The organism is Nostoc sp. KVJ20 (assembly GCF_001712795.1).
Taxonomy (GTDB): domain Bacteria; phylum Cyanobacteriota; class Cyanobacteriia; order Cyanobacteriales; family Nostocaceae; genus Nostoc.
The window spans coordinates 1-20,456 of sequence record NZ_KV757672.1 but is presented as its reverse complement, the minus strand read 5'-3'; the positions used below and the strand labels follow the sequence as shown (position 1 = coordinate 20,456).

Sequence of the window (20,456 nt, the reverse complement as noted above, 5' to 3'; positions counted from 1 at the left end):
AAAATTTAAAAATTTATTGATTAAGCAAATATATTTACTTGCTTTCATTACAATAAAGACTTTATTTTTATACTCACTTATCAAGGAGCAAGACTCAATTATGTCAAATCTCAACCCCAGTCACCCAACCAAACAACTTCTATCTGGTTACTGTGGCATTATCCTTGGAGCATTTGGGGTTCATAAGTTTATTCTAGGATACGCTTCGGAAGGCTTTATCATGTTGGTGATTTCCGTAGTTGGGGGTTCTTTCACCTACGGTATTGCCTTGTTAATTATGCAACTTGTAGGTTTAATTGAAGGCATGATCTATTTGAATAAGTCCCCTGAAGGATTTGTAAATACCTACTTTGTAAATAAGCAGGGTTGGTTTTAGAAACTTATATTTCACGTTTGCATTCTTGCGTGAAGTTACGTATAACGAATTGGTCAAAATAATTAATAATTTCAACCTTTGAGAGTACAGAGCTAACATTGAATTTTTGATTTAGTGTTGACTCTGTACTCATTATTTAATTATGAATTATTCGATTAATGCTTACATCTAGCAAAAAACTTAGGTGTGAATTTATAGAACTGCTGTCGGATTTTTGAACAAAACCCAGTACGTATCTATCCCTTGTTTCCTTTTAAGAGTTCTCTGCCCAATTGACATCCTCACCCGCGGTGATTCTGGAGTAATAAGTAATAAGTAATAAGTAATGAGTAAATACCCATTTTTCATCCACTCATTACTCATTACTTTAAAGCATTGCGTGAAGCATGGGGCTTCTCTACGAGACGCTTCGCGAACAGACCCAAATATCTGGTAAGTAAACTCTCCGAATAAAACCAGATTTCTATATATCTTCTAAATTGGGTAAAATTTGACAATTTATTACTGCGAGAGATATGGAGATGCCAAGTAAGAATAATTACATTAAAATTGAGGCTGTCATTTATAGTTGAGGAGTATGACTCATAGTGTCTAATATCAGCCCCAGTGATACTAACAGCAAAAAAGTTGCAGCTGGCATCTGCGCTATTTTGTTAGGAGCTTTAGGTATTCACAAGTTTATTCTTGGTTACAAGACTGAAGGTCTGATCATGCTGCTTGTCACCCTACTTACATTTGGTTTGGGTGGGGCAATAATGGGGATTATCGGTTTGGTTGAGGGTATCATCTACTTAACTAAGACTGATGAACAATTTCTCAATGCTTACATTGTCGAAAAGAAAGGCTGGTTTTGATTACCTGCCTCTGAGGTTTTGTTTGCCGTTTTAATTTAATGTTCATTGGTGTTTGAATTATCGAACAGAATTCAGGAGTCAGGAGTCAGAATTCAGTTGGGTATTCTGTATGTATGACTGGCGGTGCTTCGTAGCGTTAGCGAGTCTGCGATAGCGCAGCGGTAGCGAGTATTCGAGCGTCGCGTCTGAAATAATTGGGTTTAAGACCCCCACCAAATTGAAAATTTGGTGGTGCAACAATTCCTGCGCCGGTCTGAATCCCCGACTGATTTATTCTGACTCCTGTTAGCGGATAGCTAAGGTTTAGCCCATTCTGACTTCTGAATTCTTCTTCAATCCTACTTCTATGCCAACTATCAAACGTAAACAGCTAATCTGGATATTCTTCTTGTTGTTGGGCTTAGGCTATTTCAGCGCTATGTCTAATTTGGAAATTCACAATTTTTGGAAAAGCCTAATTGTACTCATGCCAATGCAGGTTGGAGCTATTGTTTATGTAACTTACCTACGATGGAGCCGTCAGTGACCCTCAGCAGAGTAGGATAAATTAAGAAATTTAATAGGGTTGACATACAGTCGTAGTTCCATATTTAGCCTACGCTCAAATTAGAGACGCTTTTAGTCAGGCGTTGAATTTCTGTAGCGAATCTAAACACTTGCCATGCAACTTGTCCCAAAAACTAAGCTAGCCCCAGAACTCGACCCAATCTTAGAGAAAATTATTCTCGATGTTGGGGGTATGAAGTGTGCTGGGTGTGTCAACGCAGTAGAGCGACAGCTAACTCAACATCCAGGAGTCAAGAGTGCTTGTGTGAACCTGGCCACAGAGGTAGCTGTTGTAGAGTCAGAAGTTGGTGCAGTAGATGTAGATGCACTGGCAGAGCGATTAACAGCCGTTGGATTCCCAACTCAACCCCGAAAAGCTAGCGGCACAGTCACAGGCGAAATATCTACTTTACCAGACCCAGCAGAACGACAACGCCGAGAAATGCGATCTTCTTTTAGGCAGTTGGCGATCGCAGCGATGTTGCTAATATTGTCGGGAAGTGGGCATTTTGGTAATCTTGGTAGCTCAGTGCTGCCAGTGCTGAATAACATCTGGTTTCACTGTGGATTGGCAACAGTGGCACTATTAATTCCCGGTCGCCCGATTTTAGTAGATGGTTGGCTGGGCTGGCGGCGAAATGCACCCAACATGAACACCCTGGTGGGATTAGGAACGCTGACAGCCTACATTGCTAGTTTAGTAGCGCTGCTCTTTCCCCAATTGGGTTGGGAATGCTTCTTTGATGAACCAGTAATGATGCTGGGCTTTATTCTTTTGGGAAGGACATTAGAACAACAAGCTAGAGGTCGCGCCGCTGCCGCATTTAGGAAATTACTAGCACTCCAGCCCCAAGTAGCGCGATTAATTGCCAACCCAGAGAAAGGAGGAGTGGGGTCTTCTAGTGTAGAAATTCCCGCTGAACAGGTGCGTGTTGGTGAATGGTTACAAGTGCTGCCAGGTGATAAAATCCCCGTTGATGGTGAATTGATGGTTGGTCAAACAACGGTCGATGAATCAATGCTAACAGGGGAAGCCGTACCAGTAATTAAGCAACCTGGAGATACGGTGACAGGGGGCACACTAAACCAGTCAGGAGCGATCGCTATTCAGGCAACCCGTATTGGAAGTGATACAACTCTAGCTCAAATTGTCACCCTAGTAGAAGCCGCCCAAACTCGGAAAGCACCAGTACAAAAATTAGCAGATACGGTAGCTGGTTACTTTACCTACGGTGTACTGACAGCATCTATATTGACATTTGTATTTTGGTACTTTTTCGGCACTCACATCTGGACTGATATCACCATGTCTGGTGGCATGGAAATGATGAGCCACGCTCCACATGAAGCTCACCACTCCCCACTCCCTACTCCCCACTCCCCTTTATTAATTAGTTTAAAACTAGCGATCGCAGTTATGGTAGTCGCCTGTCCCTGTGCTTTGGGACTTGCCACCCCAACAGCCATTCTTGTCGGGACTGCTATGGGCGCAGAACGGGGTTTATTGATTAAAGGTGGTGACGTTTTAGAAAGAGTACACCAATTAGACACTGTAGTATTTGATAAAACCGGCACTTTGACCACAGGTAATCCCATCGTCACAGATTGTCTGTTAATTGAGGAAATGGGGAAGGTGGGGCCCCCTCTGGGGATAAGGGGTAATGGGGAAAAGGCAGAAGAACAGGAGAAGAATAACAATGCCCAATGCCCAATGCCCAATGCCCAATCCCTAATACAACTAGCAGCAGCCGTAGAAAGCGGTACTCACCACCCTCTAGCAAAAGCGATTCAGCAAGAAGCACAACGGCAACAGTTATCTATTCCAAATGCTGTGGATTTTCACACAGAACCAGGATTAGGGGTGTCTGCTGTGGTGGAGGGTACAGTTGTACTCTTGGGTAACTGGGACTGGTTGAGTTGGCACGGTATTTCAAGTAGTGAAACCGCACAGCAGGTAGCACAGGATTTAGCAGCAGATGGTAAAACAGTCGTTTGCGTAGCAGTTGGGGGAACTTTCGCCGGACTAATTGCTGTTTCTGATACTCTCAGACCAGATGCCCGTTCTACCGTAGACAAGTTGCGTCAGATGGGCTTACGGGTAATGTTGCTCAGTGGCGATCGCAAAGAAGCAGCGATCGCCATAGCCAAACAACTAGGATTAGATAGCGCTGATGTAATAGCAGGTGTTCCCCCAGCCAAAAAAGCGGCGGCAATACAGTCTCTCCAGAAGGAGGGACTGGGGATTGGGGATTGGGGACTAGGAAAAATTCTTCCCAATCCCCAATCCCCATTGCCCCTAATCCCCAGAGGGGGCCCCGAGTTCCCCAATCCCCAATCCGTTGTGGCAATGGTAGGAGATGGAATCAACGATGCTCCAGCTTTATCGCAAGCAGATGTAGGAATTGCTTTACACTCAGGGACAGATGTGGCGATGGAAACTGCTGAAATTATCCTAATGCGCGATCGCTTAAACGATGTCGTCGAATCTATTCAGCTTAGTCGCGCCACCTTCAACAAAATCCGCCAAAATTTATTCTGGGCTTTTGCATATAATACTGTTGGCATTCCTTTAGCAGCAGGTGTTTTGTTCCCTAGTCTGGGTTTTGTCCTTAACCCATCTGGTGCAGCTGCACTAATGGCTTTTAGCTCTGTTAGCGTCGTTACCAACTCAATATTATTAAGGCGATTAGCTCATCACTCGTAGAATACTCTTATACAGGTAAATTTCCAAGCACAAATCTTGGTTATTCTCATATAAAGTTAAACTGAGTCGTATTCAGTTTTTACGCAGCCCAAAAAGCTTCTTAAGACACTTACCAAAGCTATCATAACTACTGGAGTAGAACAGATATCAATACTGCTCGGTTAAGAATTTTTAACTCGGAATTGGTTAAGGGGAAAAGGTTAAAGGGAAAAGTTAAAGGTTTTTTCTTTCCCCTTTCCCCTTCCCCTTTTCCCCTTAACCGACAAGTATTGGAACGGATATGTTCTACTCTTTCAAGGTATCATGCAATTTTAAAGCTTATTTAGACCGGCACCACATACTTATGGTGCGCGAAAATGAAAAAATACGATACTAAAAAATCTTGAATCACAGTTTCACAAATTTGTCAATGGCAGCAGAAAATAATGAAAACCATCTACTGATTATTGAAGACGATCAAGGTCGCAAAGAATTTTCTCTAGAGCAACCCGTCTACTCTATTGGTAGAGATCGCGAATGTAATATCCGTTTGATGTCGCAGTTTGTCTCCCGACGCCATGCCACATTAGTGAGATTGCCACGAGAGCATAATAGTCATAGCTACTATTACCGGATTGTAGATGGCGATGCTAAAGGTAAGTCTAGTTCTAACGGTTTAATGATTAATGGACGCAAGATACCATCTCACGATCTCAGAAATGAAGATGAGATCGTTTTTGGGCCTCAAGTACGTGCCATTTATTACCTTTTAAGAAACACTCAGCGTTTGGGACAAACGGATTCGAGCGAGTACGATATTACACTAATAAACCCCGGTATGGCCGAGGATTTAGAGGATATAGAAGACTGAATTATAACTACCAATCAAAGTTTGACCAAGCCCCGTTGGGGCGGGAGTAGGGAGTAGGGAATAGGGAAAAAAATAGCCCCAACAACCACCGGGATACAAGCCCCGTTCAATGCTGTCTTCCCCACTCCCTACTCCCTACTCCCTTCTTGTTGACATTCCCACAACTTCAAGCCGTGGGAGTGTCAACTCAACCACCAACGCTATCCTGCAAGACTTTCAATCAAATGCCAATGGCGGCTATTTTCAATAGCCTGCTTGATGAATTCAAACATTTGTCGGCAGTAATTATCTAGTTGAAGTGGTAGTTCTTCATTTTTAAGCACAATACTCATCCGGGTTTCTGTTTCAGTACATTTTGATTTATCAATCAGTACTTCTACTGTTACCAATTTAGGAAAAGGAACATTGCCAGGAACCTCACGAGCGATAATGTAATCGGCCGTATTGTATTGAATATCCAACTGACAGTCCTGTAGAAGTTCTACAAGTAACGGCAACAGATGGTCACTAGGAACAGAAACAATAAATGAACAGGTATAGCGAGCCATAATAGCCCCACGCCTTGCAACACTCCGTCCATCCTATAATACCGAAGTATCTAAACGGAAAGTCATTATAAAAGCAAAGTTTTTGAGTTTTGAGATCAGGCATGATCAAAATATACAGTTTACCCAATTTTGTGAAGAAGGTAGGAGGCAGAAGGCAGAAGGCAGAAGGCAGTGTAGGCTTCAGACCTACACTGATTGCAGGACACCTGTGGCAGAGATTTTGGAATGGGTCTTAAACCCAAGACTCGTCTGGTCGCGGTAGGAAACAAAGGGCAGTTCTCCTCCTGCCCCCTGCCTTCTTTGGTAAGCTGAAAGTTTGATCAAAAACTTTACAATAAAGGTTTGGCTGAGGTAGAAAATGAAAGTCGCAATTACTGGAGCAACAGGATTTGTTGGTAGCCGTTTGGTACAACGACTCCACGGAAAAGGTCACAAAATAGTAGTATTAACTCGGAACACCACCTTTGCTCAAAAAGTTTTTCCATCTGAGGCTTTCCCCGATGTAGAAATTGTTGCCTATACACCAAATGCATCTGGTTCCTGGCAAAGTGTCATTGCTAGTTGTGATGGCGTAGTTAATTTGGCAGGAGAACCTATTGGTGAAGGACGCTGGACACCAGAACGGAAACAGGAAATCCTCAATAGCCGGAAGTTTGGTACACAAAAAGTAGTTGAAGCAATAGCTAACGCTAACCCCAAAACGGCAGTCGCTACAACTGGGGGAACCCCCGCAACGCGCTGCCTCCCAAGTGTGTTAATTAACGCTTCAGCCATTGGTTACTACGGCACTAGTGAAACGGCAATCTTTGATGAAACAAATATATCTGGTAACGATTTTCTTGCCCAAGTCTGCCAAGCTTGGGAAGCTGAAGCGAGAAAGGTAAAAGATGCTGGTGTCCGACTGGTAATTCTACGTTTTGGGATTGTTTTGGGCAATGGTGGTGCTTTAGGTAAAATGATTCCGCCTTTCAAACTCTTCGCTGGTGGGCCTATTGGCAGTGGTCGGCAGTGGTTCTCATGGATTCACGTAGATGATTTAGTTAGCCTGATTCTGGAAGCTTTAACTAAACCGGAAATAGAAGGCGTATATAATGCAACCGCCCCTAATCCAGTTCGGATGGCAGATTTAAGCCAAACTTTGGGAGAAGTCATGAATCGCCCTTCTTGGTTGCCTGTTCCTGCTTTTGCGATCGAAGCTCTTTTAGGAGACGGGGCTATAGTAGTTTTAGAAGGTCAGCAAGTCATCCCAAAACGCACGTTAGAAACAGGTTTTGAGTACAAATATCCTAATTTGCAATCAGCATTAACACAAATTCTTAATTAAATGGGAGTGGGCATTGGGCATTGGGCATTGGGCATTGGGCATTTAAAAACTTTTCCCTGTTCCCTGTTCCCTATTCCCTGTTCCCTATTCCCCAGTACCCAGTCCCTAGTCCCCAGTCCCTATTTCCCAGTCTCTTGACTAGAGAGAAATTTCCTGGAAACCCAACTGATAATACCGCTGAGAATAGCACCACCCATGAGAATACCAATTGCTGGGTTAAACACAGGTTGCCACAGTTGATGCCACAAATCCAAACCCAGGTTTATTCCCACAGCATCACCGATCGCTGCGATCGCTAACCAGCCAAAGCCAAACAAAACCAAAAAAACATCTGCGACTAAAACCATGTTTAGCCAATTTAACAATTTATCTTTCATGATTCGATTGGGGAATGGGGAATGGGGAATGGGGATTGGGGAATGGGGAATGGGGATTGGGGAGAAAAAGTATTTTTTTATTCTTCCCCTTGCCCCCTGCTCCCTGCCCCCTGCTCCCCACTCCCCATCATTTACTTTTCAAACAGCCAATTTTTGACTTTTGTCAAACTCTGCCAATCTGGTTTCCTACTTAAACCGTCTTCAATACTATTTTTTATTTCGTCACTCCATTCTTCATTGACAAAAATCAATTGCTGTGCTATGTCAATGTGTTCTCGCAAACCTTTTTGACCCGTTTCCAGCATTGCTAAGGCGAGATTGATTCTAGCTTGTGGATCTTGCGGGTTTAACTTAACTGCCTTCTGTGCGGCTTTGTATGCCAAGTTGGGTTTGCTATCGAGTAGATACAACCACGCTAAACAAATCCAAGCAGCACTAGTTTTAGGAGCGCGATCGCATACTTCTTTAAACACAGGGATTAAAGATTCTACTGATTCTCCAGCTTTATAGCGTTCTAAACCTGTATCAAACAGGGATTCAACTGTATTAGTCATTTGTCATTAGTCATTGGTCATTAGTCATTAGTCATTAGTCATTGGTCATTTGTGAGGGACAAAAGACAAAGGACAAATGACAAATGACAATATTACACCCCAAATGACTTACCGCAACCACAAGTTTGGCTGGCATTGGGGTTAGTAAATTGGAAGCCACCGCCAATCATGGCATCGCTATAATCGAGCATTAAACCGTAGAGATATAACAGGCTCTTGCGATCGCTGACAATTTTGAAGCCATCGTAGTCAAAAACTTCATCCTGAGGGGTGATCTTGCTAGTGTCTTCAAAGTCCATCATGTAAGACATCCCAGAACAGCCACCCTGACGGACTCCCACCCGTAAGCAGAAGTCTGTGCCTTGCTTGTCCCGGAGGGATTTTACCTGCTTCAATGCGGCTTCGCTCAACAGAATTCCGCGTTGTTGAGCCTGAATTGCTTGTGTCATCTACTTTTTCACTCCTTAATTTAGTTTAAGCTTTACCCTATATCAGCTTGTTAATGCCTGTAGGTTGCCCTTGGTGTTTTTGTATTCATTCTAGCGGCTTAGATGCCGCTAGATGCCAAATTGTAAACACTCCGTTAAAAGCAGCCAAAAATTTTTATTCTAGAATTGAGAGACTCAGTGTGTTTATACGAGAAGGCAGGAGGCAGGAGGCAAGAGGCAGGAGGAAATAATTATGAATGAAAGTTTTAATTCTCGGTATAAGATTCATTTTAAAAAGATGAATTGTATCGAGACATATATCGGAAAATACATTCGTAGCCGATCTGGTCTTCTCCATTGGCGTCTCCCTTTCTTCTACAAGGAAGTAAGCTACGCGCAGTGTCTCCTAGAGAGAGTCTAGGATGCATTCCAAATGGATTATTTGGCATCGTTGTCCACAGCCTAAGTCTCACGCTTTTAAATATGGGTTACTCCTGCCTCCTGCCTCCTGAAACATTCGGTATTTTTGAAGTTCAAGCCTTGTGGCAACCTGAAAAGCAACCACCTTCAGGTGCAGCCATAAAAATTTAATCTGAGGCTAGCTATCTTCCAAAGTTTACTTCCAAATTGCTTCTTTTGATCTCTATGACAAGTTTTAATCGCTCTACCAGTCGTCGGTTGAAGAAATTAACTCAAATTCCTTCTGTATGGGAGGGCGATCGCCGTCCGTTGTCATCACCAAACCAGTTCTCAGACTCAGAGGCAAAGGGAGAATGCATTCTTTGGGTAGATTACTCCCAAGGTGTTGTCCGAGGAATGGATGTGGTAGCTTCAGATATCGGCCCAGAAGCAATTGTTCGCACCTTAATGCAAGCAATGGAGCATCCCCAGAGTCCGGCAAGACCTGCTAGACCCCAAAGAATTGTAGTCAAAGACCGCGAGATCCAGTTTTACCTGCGGGGAGTGCTACAAGATTTGGATATTGCCATTGATTACGCACCAGAACTGCCTTTAATTGATGAACTATTTCGTGGATTCGCCGACATCCTCGATAGTCAAACCCCCGACTTACCCCCACAGTATGCACAAATCTTGCGAGAGAAAGCATTTGCAATTTGGCAAGCAGCACCTTGGGAATTTTTGGAAGAACAGCAAATTTTATCCATTGAGATTAATAAGTGGGATGTTGGCACACTCTACGCCTCAATCATGGGAATGCTGGGAATGGAGTATGGGATTTTGTTTTATCGCTCAGAAGAGTCTTTAAAACAGTTTCGTGCCGCTGTTTTAAGAGATGAAGAATCAACAGAGCATCTAGAAGAAGCATTCCTTAAGCAAGATTGCCTATTTCTCACTTTTGAGACTGCTGATGAAGATGATGAGGATGAGGATGAAGATGATGATTTGGTCGATCTGCCATTATCAGAAATTGACCCCACCTTCGGTAATATCCACCCCTTAGAAGGACTGCGTTCTGTTTTGTATGACGAAGAAGCATTGGTAATCTTGGTTGCGATCGAAAGCCTGATCCGCTTTATTCGCGATCACCGTCGCCCGCTTCATGAAGACATCTTTCCTACCCTCAGCCGTCGCTATCGGATTGCTCTACCACAGTCGGAAGAATCAACTAAATCTGTACCTGTGACAGTCTCTACCATGCCGCAGTTAGCCGCAGAGTTAGAGGAAATGGCAGGTTTTGGTGTTGATGATCAAGAGATTGACAATCTTGATTTCCAATCATTGCAAGATGACTTGATACCTGAAGATTCCTTCCTTAGCTTAGGTGTGGTGTCCTGGGAAATGTTGGAACACCTGCGTAAGGGAGTCAGCTACCATCCGGCTGGTGAAATTAAACACGTGGGTGATGGTTTGCCGGTGATTTTAATTCAAACTTCTCGGCCCAAGGCGAAGACTGTAATTGAAAGAATTGAAACAGCAGGTGGATTGAGAGCAATTTGTTTTAATCCAGGTGCCGACCCCTTCGATGGCGATCGCTACGACCTGGGTTTATTACAAACTCAAAATGGCGAATTGTTCCTATTCGGTGAATTTTTAGACGAAGATCCGATTCATGTAGAAGCCCGAAAGAAATGGAATCAACGGTGTAAAAATACTAAGGGCTACTGTGGCTTAATCATTGCTAAAGGCTTAACGGGAGCTTCCCGTGGCAATCCTCAGTTACGAGATATGATGGCTTTGTTTGAAGCGCGATCGCTTTCACCAAAAGATTTAGGTATTGGCACTCTCCAACTGATGCCCCAATTTAAACTTTGAATAGTTGCACCAATTGCTGCAATCCTTAAATCTCAAATTATAAGTATGAAAAATTAAGTCAATGTGTATTTGATTTACATGTTAACTGAAATTGCACTTGGGAGGGGAAAAGGGAAAGGCTTTCTTTACCTTTTAAAATTTACCGAAAAAAGCAGAGGGCAGGAGGCAGGATAGCGCAGCGTTAGCGAGTTTGCGAGCGTCGGCAGAAGAAATGATTCCTGCCCTCTGCCTCCTACCTTTCTTTGTAAAAATACTCAGGGTTATCGCATTTGTACATAGCTCACCTTTAAATGATTGGAAGTTAACTTTACCTCAATTTCATGAAGTACCTATATTTTCATCGTTTCCCAGTTATTTTTATTGGGATGTTTTCAGTATAAATAGCTACGAACTACCTACGAATTACCTGCAAAGTTGGGTTTAATCAAACCTAGCTGACAGTCTTAGATAGCGGAATCTTTTTTACAAGTTTTGCAGTTTAGCATCTTGTTTATATATCAATATCATTAAGCAAAGGTTCAGATGTATATCTTTTTCTTTGTAAGTTTTTTATAAAGGATAAAAATGAGATTGTTTAGTCTCTAAATGAAGATTATTTAAAGTGCGGAAATAATGGCTATAATAAACACACCAGCAAAAAACATTGAAATATACAATTGTTTTTACGGGTATACTTACCAAATACAAAATGATTGAAAATCAATACTTTTTTGAAAATGATTTATCTCTTAGTTTAAATCTAAGAAGAAGGTTTGTTGTCAATTTTTTAGCGCCATAATTGGCTAAAAATGATTTTACTAACCTCTAGATAGATGAATACAAACAATGGAAAAAATCTCTGGGTTGAAATTAAACTATATCGCTAGAGGGAAGATAAAAAATAGGCAAAATTTCATCGTATCTTTACGGGAAGTTATTGTAAAAGCATGAAACAAAACTAAAATATTATTATCGGCAACAGTCAACTAACATCATAACTATTACGGGCTAATTCATCTGTGTAAAATTACAGATAATGCTGTAAAATTTTACCAATGCGCTGGGCTATTGACACCCAGTAAACTGAGTTTTCTCCTCTTTTTTCTGGTTAATATATTGGCATGTAAAAGCAATGAGCTTGATTGAGGGAAGCCAAAAATCATAGCCATTCAAGTCGCTCTTAACTTATTGGGTGCAGATGGGTGTTTGTTATGGAGCGATCGCTTATTTGCCTACTTCATAGGGGATTATTCACGATCTACAAATACCACTCTAACCTGCGTGTAAGGTAGCATTTCAGCATAATAATGATTCTGAAAGCCTCATTTTATGGTGTTTTAGCAGATATTCTCTCTGAGTGGGTTTGGCAAGCTTGCTCAAGAGATAAGGTCGAATGCTTTCAATGAAGAATAACTTTGGAAATCTTAATTGAGCCAACATTAGGTGTCTCAATTCATCCATCAAATTTAATTCTCAGGCTTTACTCATGCTGTTAGGAGGGTTATTATCTTCAAAAGCAACAATGTGCTTTTTCTGCTGTCGCAATAGTAACCAATTAAAGTGTAGTTCTTTGATTTTTTTAGAAAATGATGAATCCTTGGACAAAACGAATATTTTTAATATTAATGATATGACTTGTTTCCTGAGACAAACTCTGATAATGTTATCGGTTCCCTCTTTACTTAGACTCTTTCGACAACCTAAAATATACAGCAGATAGCATGATAATGACAAATAAAAAATGGGCGGTTAAACGTATAACAGTCAATCTCGCAACACAGGAAGCGGAAAAACTGGAAAAATATTGCCAACAAACAGGTAGACCCGCAACCGATGTGATTCGTGAACTGATTAGAAGTTTGCCTGTTTCCGAAGACGGCAAATAGGTAAGAGGATGCTTTAAGTACTTATCCAGATAACTGCTTTGCCACCAAAAAATAGCTATCATACCTTTTTGAGTCCACGGCTATGGACAATACTTTGTCTAGCTGATACAGACGCGAGAAAAACGCGTCTGGTAATCTTTAGGGACTAAAAAAAGTGATCAAAGAGGTTTTAGTATCAACATTGCCATAACTTAATATGCTGGTGGAGTTGATATTAAGTAGCAAATTCCGACACCAACCCAGTTACAATCTGTAAAGAAACTGAAAAGGAACGACGGAATGCGCGTTGCAATCGTAGGTGCGGGACTGGCTGGACTAGCAACCGCAGTAGATCTAGCTGATGCTGGTTGTGAAATCGAGATTTTTGAGTCTCGTCCGTTTGTGGGTGGTAAAGTTGGCAGTTGGGTCGATGGAGATGGCAACCATCTAGAAATGGGGTTGCATGTATTTTTTGGGTGCTACTACCAACTATTTGACTTGATGAAGAAAGTGGGGGTGTTAGAAAACTTACGCCTCAAGGAACATACCCACACTTTTATTAATAAAGGGGGGCGCACCGGTGCTTTGGATTTTCGCTTCCTCACAGGTGCGCCTTTCAATGGCTTAAAGGCATTTTTTACTACTTCTCAACTATCGTTGCAGGATAAACTGCAAAATGCGATCGCTTTGGGTACTAGTCCGATAGTTCGAGGATTGGTAGACTTTAATGGGGCGATGAAAACCATCCGCAATTTAGATAAAGTTAGCTTTGCCGACTGGTTCCGCAGTCACGGTGGGAGCAATGGCAGCATTAAGCGTATGTGGAACCCCATTGCCTACGCATTAGGATTTATTGATTGCGAAAATATGTCTGCTCGTTGTATGTTAACCATATTCCAGCTATTTGCAGTTAGAACTGAAGCTTCAGTTTTGCGAATGCTGGAAGGTTCACCATCTGAATATTTACACAAACCCATTCTGGAATATCTCGAAGTTAGAGGCACGAAAGTTTACACGCGTCGGCAAGTCAGGGAAATCCAGTTTACAGAGTCAGACGGACAAACCCGCGTCACTGGTATAGTAGTTGCCCAAGGTGATACCGTAGAAACTATCACCGCGGATGCTTACGTTTTTGCTTGTGATGTTCCAGGAATTCAACGCATCCTCCCCAACGAGTGGCGTAAGTGGTCAGAATTTGACAATATTTACAAACTGGATGCAGTGCCAGTGGCTACAGTGCAGTTACGCTTCGATGGTTGGGTAACAGAATTGAACGATGGAAAGGAACGTAAACAGCTAAATCATGCGGCTGGAATCGATAATTTACTTTACACAGCCGATGCTGACTTTTCTTGTTTTGCGGATTTGGCGTTGACTAGCCCTGCTGATTATTATCGCCCAGGACAGGGGTCTTTGTTACAACTAGTGCTGACACCGGGAGATCCGTTTATTGCACAAAGTAATGAAGCGATCGCACAGCATGTCCTCAAGCAAGTTCATGAACTATTTCCCTCGTCGCGGGAACTAAATATGACTTGGTATAGCGTAGTAAAACTTGCTCAGTCTCTCTACCGAGAAGCGCCAGGTATGGATGCGTACCGTCCCAACCAAAAAACACCAGTGGATAATTTCTTCCTTGCAGGGAGTTATACTCAGCAAGACTACATCGACAGCATGGAAGGAGCAACTATTTCTGGGCGGCGTGCGGCCAAAGTGATTTTGGATAGTTTGAAGAATTGACATAGACACGGAGTGGCTTGCCACAGGCTACCGCGTTCGCGTAAAGGGAAGGGCGCAAAGGGCCCGTACTCCTGCAAACAAGCAAGCTACGCAAAGCGTCTCGTAGAGAAGGAAAAAGAGATAATGTCAGATTGGTTAGAGCATACTGTGCAGGTAGAAGTAGAAGTTCCTATAGATTTAGTATGGAGCCTCTGGTCTGATTTAGAGCAAATGCCTCGGTGGATGAAATGGATTGATTCGGTGAAAATTCCCCCAGAGAATCCAGATATATCTCTTTGGAAATTAAAAACTGGCAGTCTAGAATTTAATTGGCAATCCCGAATTCTTAAAGTTATTCCCAATCAAATTATCCAATGGGAATCGATTGATGGTTTGCCCAATCAAGGAGCAATTCGCTTTTACGATCGCCACAATAGTAGCATTGTTAAAATGACCATTTCCTATGCGATTCCTGGCATTATTGGCAAAATTATGGATAATTTATTTTTGGGACGGATAGTTGAATCGACGATTCAAGCTGATTTGGAAAGGTTTAAAGAATATGCGCTGAATATTAAAGCTAATTGATACATAATTGATATCAATACTTGTCGGTTAAGGGGAAAAGGAGAATGGGACAGAGCAAAGAAAAAACTTTTAACCCAAACCCAGTAACCTTTTCCCCAAACCAAATTCCAGTTTAAAATCCAAAACTCCAGCAGTATTGGGATTAATGTTAGGCTACTTGCTGTGGCTGAGATTTCACTAATTCACCAGGAGCAAATACTCCATTCTCTGTAATAATTGCTGTAATCAACTCAGCTGGAGTGACATCAAATGCTGGATTGTAAAACTCTACACCCGCAGGTGTGAGAATAGTATCACCAACTTGATAGATTTCTGTTGGTTCGCGTTCTTCAATGGGAATTTTGCTGCCATCGGCTAATTCAAAATCAACGGTGGAAAGGGGTGCAGCCACAAAGAAGGGTATATTATGAGCTTTAGCTGCGATCGCTACACTATATGTACCAATTTTATTAGCAGTGTCACCATTAGCAGCAATTCGATCAGCACCCACAACTACAGCATGAATCAAACCCTGTTTCATGCAATGGGCTGCCATATTATCAGTAATTAATGTAACTGGAATACCTTCTTGGACACATTCCCAAGTGGTGAGTTTTGCGCCTTGTAAGCGGGGACGGGTTTCATCGGCAAATAAACGCTCCAAACGTCCTTCCCTCCAAGCAGAACGCACAACACCCAAAGCAGTGCCATAACCAGCAGTAGCTAGTGCCCCAGCGTTGCAGTGGGTAAGCAGCGTCAGCTTTTCTGGGGTAGTAGGCAAGACTGTCAAACCATTGTCGCCAATTGCTTGACAGGTTTGCAAATCTTCAGCGTTAATAGCTTGGGCTGTTTGGAAAAGGGTTTGCTTGATGTCTTCCACTGTTCCCAGGGTTTCGTAGGCGGCTTTGATCATCCGGCTAATTGCCCAAAATAAATTTACCGCCGTCGGACGAGTAGAACGTAATAACTGGGCTACTTTATCTAAGTCTTGCAAAAAATCGTGGCGATCGCTTGTTTCAATTTCTCTTGCACCAAGATACATTCCATAAGCCGCAGCTACACCAATTGCAGGCGCACCCCGGACAATCATGGTTTTAATCGCCCGCGCCATATCTTCACTGCGGTGAATTTCCACAAATGTATATTCGTTGGGTAAGCGAGTTTGGTCAATTAGTGACACTGAGTTGTTGTGCCAAATAACGGGATAAACTTGGTTTGGGGAAGGTGTCACGTTGCTTCGCTCCGAATTCAAAATTAAAAATTCAAAATTTAAAAGTCATAGGAAGATATTGGGTATTGAGGATTGGACATTTTCACCTCTTCCCCTACTTCTTCCTCATCTTGGGACTATTTGGGAAAGTAGGCAATAATCATAGCAACTTCAGGATGATTGCGAGCGATCGCTTCTGGTATTCGACCAAAAAGTGAAACTAGTTGAGTTTTCTGTTCAACAGTCCCGTTTAACACTAGCAGATCGTTGGTTTTGAGTAAACGAGAAACTTGCTGCACAAAATTGCCTCGCACTTTTTGAATTGGTGTATCTTCTGGCAATCCGGTTTTAGTCAAATCGATATCTACTCCTTGTTTTGTGACAACTTGCAAAAGTTGTACAGTAGCTTTGAGTTCCGTTGCCAAACTTTTGACTAATTGAATACTTTCTCCAAAAGAACTAGCATAAGTTTGTTGGGTGGTGAAAGCCAGAAAGACTCGTGTTGTATGCTCAATTGGCAAGGGGAATCGAGTTACCAAAACAGGCACATTACTGCGATTTACAATCTTGTCAATGACACCGCCAAAGAGATTTTCCTGATAAGTAGAGTAACCTTTCCAGCCGCAGACAATCACACTGGCCTGCTTTTCTTCTGCTACACGAGCAATTCCCTTATCAATTGATTCGTCAATCCGACCAATGGGACTAACATTGACCACGGCAGCATGGGCAATCATTTCTGCTGTTGACAGTAATTGGCTTTGTCTGGCTTTATCCCCTGGAGAAATTGGGGAACTTTGTTCTAGTAAAATATGGAGTGGTAATAAAGTCCCGTCTGCTGATTTTGTTAAGAGTATTGCCAACTTCAGCAAGTTATCTTCAGTGCTAGGGTTGGCAACTGGTACTAAAACGCGATCGCCTAGATTTCCTAACTGATGACTTTCAATACTAGTTTCTCCTGGCCTGATTTTTTTCCCCCACCGATCTGTCACCCAAGGAGAAGCAATGCAGGTAACTAAGATCATGGCGATCGTACCATTCACTGTTAACTGATCGACCAACTCGATTTTGTAAGCAACAGTGATTGCAGCTAGGGTAGAGGCTGCCTGAGCTACTGATAGCCCAAACATCAACATGATATTGTCAAAATTGAATCCGAATAACTTGCCCGAACCCCATGCAGGAATGAACTTAGCGATAATGGCAACAGTTACCATGACAGCGGATACTAGGAGCGATCGCGGTTCTTGAATCAGAATCAGGGGATTCACCAACATTCCCACAGAAATTAAGAAAAAGGGTACAAACAGCGTATTTCCGATAAATTGAATCCGATTCATCAGAGGACTAAGTTGGGGAATTAGCTGGGTAATAGCAACTCCAGCTAAAAAAGCGCCAATAATCGGCTCAATTTGGATTAATTCTGCCCCATAGGAAACCACAAACAGGGTAGCTAGGACAAAAGTAAATTCTGCCCCTTCATCGTGTCCAAACCGCTGAAAGAACCAGCGACCAAGACGAGGTAGACCCCATAGTGTCAGAAATGTGTAGATAATTAGTGAAGGAATCAGGAATAACCAAAACTGTATGCTTAAGCTGCCTTGATGCGCTCTCACTACCACCGCTAAAACCAAAAGTGCTAAAACATTGGTGATTAATGTGCCTCCGAGAGTGGTCGTCAATGTCTGAGAGCGCATAATTCCCAATTTACTGACTATCGGTAGTGCTAGTAGCGTATGGGAAGCAAAACAAGAAGCAACTAAAATGGCAGGTAATACACCATAGCCAATGGCCATCATGGCTGCGGTACCTAATACCATCGGCACACCAAAGGTAGCTAATCCGAATATGATTGCTTTATCAGCGTTATATTTCAGATCATCCAAGCTAGTTTCCAGTCCTGCCATGAACATGAGAAATAGCAAACCAACTGTGCCTAAAAGCACAATTGTGTTATCTCGTGCCAATAATCCCAGTCCATTTGGCCCGACTACAACACCGGCCAAAATTAATCCGACAATACCCGGTAGTTTGATTTTTTCAAATAGCAGGGGTGCGATTAGCATAATCCCCAACATCATCAGAAAAACCGGTACTGGTTCTTTAATTGGTGTAGATAATACAGAAGCTAGCAAAAAATTTGTCATACTCTGCCCTAGAGTTGCGTTAACATATGATTTCATCCGAGAGCGTTAATGGGACAAAGCCCAATGTAGGCACACTCATACTTTGGCAATAGATTTAATATTGTTTGATATGGACATGTTGCATAGTTAGCATGAATATTTTTAAATTAATAGTGGTAAATGCTAGCACAGTACGGCGAAAATAAATCACTCATTTCAAATGTCTGAAACCCTTGCAAAAATGTTAATTACGTTAACGATCAAGCGTCCGTAGGAGCATCATTACGAATTACGGATTATGAATTATGCACAGTAGTACTAGCGACTTAACTCTATACTGCTTAGTATTTATATGCAATACACTGTGGTAAGAAAAAGTATCTACGGCGTGTTTTCAAAGTTGCGTGGATATTCAATTGTGTATTCAATCACTCGTAGCAGTATTGGTTGACAACCTTTTTTTCTAAGCTTGCCCGATTGATAAATATATGACAGGTAAGAGCCGTCTTCTAAAGGTTGTTCTGCAAGAAATTTCACATTGGCAGGAATTCTTCCTAAATTGCTTTCAGTACGTCACTACTTTGTATATCTGGAGACACCAATAAGAAGTCTTTGAGATGCACCATACGCCAATACTTGTCGGATTTTGGGGAAAAGGGTAAGGGGTAAGGGGAAAGAAAAAACCTTTAACCTTTACCCTTTAACCTTTTCCCCAAACCCAATTCCGAGTTCAAAATGCTTATCCGAGCAGTATTGCACCACACGCTCATTTTTATTCTTGGGAAAATGCTTAATTTACAAGACTTTCAGGCTTAACTGAACCGTATTGGGTGATAGCGTAGCGGTGGTGAGTCTGAGAACGAGCGATCGCCACTAACTCTTTAACAATCCAAAATCCAAAATTGTAAATCAAAAATAGTATTAGAAATTCCTAAGCATTTATATTTTCTAATTAAGGCAAGGTGATACTAGTACTTTTTTAAGCTAGTTTTGAGGGTTTGTAGTAAAGACTTTAGTCCTTACTACGAACTTGATTATCTATCAATTGAAAGTTGACAGAGTACTAAGCAATCAGACTAAAATTGCTACTACTCAAAGTAATATTAGGATTCCCCAAACGGGCAAACTCAAATACTGTTCCTGTACCCAGAACGTTGCCATCTTGGTTATAGAATAAGCTGCCACTACTTTGGCTAAAGACAATACGCGCATTACTAGCGTTGACGAATTGATTACCAGTGACAACTGCAAAGTCAGTTAAAGCCTGACCCACAGTATTAGTAACAGTATTGAAGGTGGTTTTACTCAGCACAATCTGGTCTTGTCCGGCTTCAAAGTCAGTGATGGTATCAATACCTAAGCTTGTGTTAAACACACTATTACTTTGGAACAGATATTTATCACTACCAATTCCACCTGTAAGAGTATCATTACCATTACCTCCCAAGAGGGTGTCATTTCCTGCTAACCCTTGGAGTCGGTCATTTCCACCACCACCAATGAGAGTGTTATTCAGTGTATTACCAGTGAGAGTGTCATTACCCGTGCCACCCGTTGCATTTTCAATAACGTTGTTGGCAGAAAGAATGAGATTGAGATTGCTATTAACTGTTTGCGAAGTTGTTACACCTAGATTTAGATTGACCGCAACTGTAGTACCGCTAAAGTTAATAGTGTCAGTACCACCTGTTGTGGTTTCTATAATTGTGTCCGTTCCCAAGGCACTATTAGCTACAAAAGAATAGGTATCATTTCCTGTTAATCCTTGGAGTCGGTCATTTCCGCCACCGCCAATTAAAGTGTTATTCAGTGTATTACCAGTGAGAGTGTCATTTCCTGTGCCACCCGTTGCATTTTCAATAACGTTGTTGGCAGAAAGAATGAGATTGAGATTGCTATTAACTGTTTGCGAAGTTGTTACACCTAGATTTAGATTGACCGCAACTGTAGTACCGCTAAAGTTAATAGTATCAGTACCACCTGTTGTGGTTTCTATTATTGTGTCGGTTCCTAAGGCAGTATTCGCTACAAAAGAATAAGTATCATTTCCTACGCCACCATACAAAGTATCATTTCCAGCATCACCTGATAATCTGTCATCTCCTTGTTCGCCAAATAAACGGTCATTTCCGGCATCACCAAGAAGGGTATCGTT

Annotated in this window: 17 protein-coding genes and 1 pseudogene; 9 read left to right on the top strand and 9 right to left on the bottom strand. The window is 42.1% G+C overall.

Features of this window, described 5'->3' with window-relative positions; translation table 11 throughout:
* Positions 1-100 precede the first annotated feature (100 nt).
* The 4 genes from A4S05_RS26700 to A4S05_RS26685 all read left to right on the top strand — a co-directional run bounded on the left by A4S05_RS26700 (position 101) and on the right by A4S05_RS26685 (position 5,330).
* Positions 101-376 (top strand): TM2 domain-containing protein, encoded by a 276-nt coding sequence (locus A4S05_RS26700; protein ID WP_069072810.1) that lies wholly within the window; start codon positions 101-103, stop codon positions 374-376.
* Between the two features lie 587 nt (positions 377-963).
* On the top strand, positions 964-1,230 hold the full coding sequence (locus tag A4S05_RS26695) for a TM2 domain-containing protein (RefSeq protein WP_069072809.1): 267 nt from the start codon (positions 964-966) through the stop codon (positions 1,228-1,230).
* A gap of 661 nt (positions 1,231-1,891) precedes the next feature.
* Positions 1,892-4,480 (top strand): heavy metal translocating P-type ATPase, encoded by a 2,589-nt coding sequence (locus tag A4S05_RS26690; RefSeq protein ID WP_069072808.1) that lies wholly within the window; start codon positions 1,892-1,894, stop codon positions 4,478-4,480.
* 409 nt (positions 4,481-4,889) lie between these two features.
* Positions 4,890-5,330: an FHA domain-containing protein gene (locus A4S05_RS26685; protein WP_069072807.1), complete on the top strand. Its 441-nt coding sequence runs from the start codon at positions 4,890-4,892 to the stop codon at positions 5,328-5,330.
* A gap of 200 nt (positions 5,331-5,530) precedes the next feature.
* Here the strand turns inward: A4S05_RS26685 and A4S05_RS26680 are convergent, their stop codons facing one another.
* Positions 5,531-5,878, bottom strand: coding sequence for a hypothetical protein (locus A4S05_RS26680; RefSeq protein WP_069072806.1), 348 nt, complete (start codon positions 5,876-5,878; stop codon positions 5,531-5,533).
* A 358-nt stretch (positions 5,879-6,236) separates the two neighbouring features.
* Here A4S05_RS26680 and A4S05_RS26675 point away from each other — a divergent pair, with 358 nt between their 5' ends.
* Positions 6,237-7,202 (top strand): thylakoid membrane protein ThyD, encoded by a 966-nt coding sequence (locus tag A4S05_RS26675; RefSeq protein WP_069072805.1) that lies wholly within the window; start codon positions 6,237-6,239, stop codon positions 7,200-7,202.
* A 119-nt stretch (positions 7,203-7,321) separates the two neighbouring features.
* On the opposite strand, the gene A4S05_RS26670 is transcribed toward A4S05_RS26675, so the two are convergent.
* The 3 genes from A4S05_RS26670 to A4S05_RS26660 all read right to left on the bottom strand — a co-directional run bounded on the left by A4S05_RS26670 (position 7,322) and on the right by A4S05_RS26660 (position 8,582).
* Positions 7,322-7,579, bottom strand: a complete 258-nt coding sequence (locus A4S05_RS26670; protein ID WP_069072804.1) for a hypothetical protein — start codon at positions 7,577-7,579, stop codon at positions 7,322-7,324.
* A 131-nt stretch (positions 7,580-7,710) separates the two neighbouring features.
* On the bottom strand, positions 7,711-8,133 hold the full coding sequence (locus tag A4S05_RS26665) for a tetratricopeptide repeat protein (RefSeq protein WP_069072803.1): 423 nt from the start codon (positions 8,131-8,133) through the stop codon (positions 7,711-7,713).
* A 92-nt stretch (positions 8,134-8,225) separates the two neighbouring features.
* On the bottom strand, positions 8,226-8,582 hold the full coding sequence (locus tag A4S05_RS26660; RefSeq protein WP_069072802.1) for an iron-sulfur cluster assembly accessory protein: 357 nt from the start codon (positions 8,580-8,582) through the stop codon (positions 8,226-8,228).
* A 624-nt stretch (positions 8,583-9,206) separates the two neighbouring features.
* Between A4S05_RS26660 and A4S05_RS26655 the strand changes: the two genes are divergently transcribed.
* The 4 genes from A4S05_RS26655 to A4S05_RS26640 all read left to right on the top strand — a co-directional run bounded on the left by A4S05_RS26655 (position 9,207) and on the right by A4S05_RS26640 (position 14,986).
* Positions 9,207-10,835: a DUF6930 domain-containing protein gene (locus tag A4S05_RS26655; RefSeq protein WP_069072801.1), complete on the top strand. Its 1,629-nt coding sequence runs from the start codon at positions 9,207-9,209 to the stop codon at positions 10,833-10,835.
* Positions 10,836-12,535: 1,700 nt separating this feature from the next.
* Positions 12,536-12,700, top strand: coding sequence for a ribbon-helix-helix domain-containing protein (locus tag A4S05_RS26650; protein WP_069072800.1), 165 nt, complete (start codon positions 12,536-12,538; stop codon positions 12,698-12,700).
* Positions 12,701-12,979: 279 nt separating this feature from the next.
* Positions 12,980-14,419: a 9,9'-di-cis-zeta-carotene desaturase gene (zds, locus tag A4S05_RS26645; protein WP_069072799.1), complete on the top strand. Its 1,440-nt coding sequence runs from the start codon at positions 12,980-12,982 to the stop codon at positions 14,417-14,419.
* Positions 14,420-14,542: 123 nt separating this feature from the next.
* Positions 14,543-14,986 carry an SRPBCC family protein gene (locus A4S05_RS26640; protein ID WP_069072798.1) on the top strand — a complete coding sequence of 148 codons (444 nt, stop codon included), beginning with the start codon at positions 14,543-14,545 and terminating at the stop codon, positions 14,984-14,986.
* A 148-nt stretch (positions 14,987-15,134) separates the two neighbouring features.
* Here the strand turns inward: A4S05_RS26640 and mtnA are convergent, their stop codons facing one another.
* The 5 genes and pseudogenes from mtnA to A4S05_RS26625 form a co-directional block, all read right to left on the bottom strand.
* Positions 15,135-16,196, bottom strand: a complete 1,062-nt coding sequence (gene mtnA / locus A4S05_RS26635; protein WP_069072797.1) for an S-methyl-5-thioribose-1-phosphate isomerase — start codon at positions 16,194-16,196, stop codon at positions 15,135-15,137.
* A 116-nt stretch (positions 16,197-16,312) separates the two neighbouring features.
* Positions 16,313-18,322: a cation:proton antiporter domain-containing protein gene (locus tag A4S05_RS26630; RefSeq protein WP_069072796.1), complete on the bottom strand. Its 2,010-nt coding sequence runs from the start codon at positions 18,320-18,322 to the stop codon at positions 16,313-16,315.
* Between the two features lie 378 nt (positions 18,323-18,700).
* Positions 18,701-18,859 (bottom strand): annotated as a pseudogene (locus tag A4S05_RS40625) (IS4 family transposase); the annotation flags it as partial.
* Positions 18,860-19,091: 232 nt separating this feature from the next.
* Complete coding sequence (locus tag A4S05_RS43655) at positions 19,092-19,214, bottom strand: hypothetical protein (protein WP_256091185.1); 123 nt, start codon at positions 19,212-19,214, stop codon at positions 19,092-19,094.
* 150 nt (positions 19,215-19,364) lie between these two features.
* The coding region (locus A4S05_RS26625) for a calcium-binding protein (RefSeq protein ID WP_141699817.1) at positions 19,365-20,456 on the bottom strand (1,092 nt) is incomplete at its 5' end.